Here is a 450-nt window from a genome sequence, read left to right on the forward strand (position 1 = left end):
TGGAGATACTAAAAAAAAACTTTTAGTCCGCTCTCGTTCACTACTTTATAAAAACCAAATTAATTGGACAACAGACCAACAAGAAAGAGCTAAAATATTATTTGATTTATACCCTGAGATTAAACAAGCGTATTTGCTAACTAATAAGCTCAGAAATATATATAATCTAAAAATAGATAAAGAAATTGCTATGACTAAGCTTGCTCATTGGTTTAATGATATTGACAAGGCTTCTATCAAACATTTTAATACTGTTTTAAAGACTTTTAATATACACTATAACGAAATTATTAATTACTTTAATAATAGAAGTACAAATGCTTCAGCTGAATCATTTAATGCGAAAATTAAATACTTCCGTATGATGTATAGAGGGGTCAGAGATAAGAAATTCTTTCTTTTTAGATTGACCAAACTTTTTGCTTAGTCCCCAACTTTTGCACTTGATCC

At 28.4% G+C, this 450-nt stretch carries 1 protein-coding gene; it reads left to right on the forward strand.

Annotated elements, in window-relative coordinates; translation table 11 throughout:
* Positions 1-427: transposase (locus RH98_RS15075; protein WP_010258060.1), on the forward strand; the 427-nt coding region annotated here is incomplete at its 5' end.
* Positions 428-450 lie beyond the last annotated feature (23 nt).

This window comes from Myroides injenensis M09-0166, from assembly GCF_000246945.1.
Classification (GTDB): Bacteria; Bacteroidota; Bacteroidia; order Flavobacteriales; family Flavobacteriaceae; genus Flavobacterium; species Flavobacterium injenense.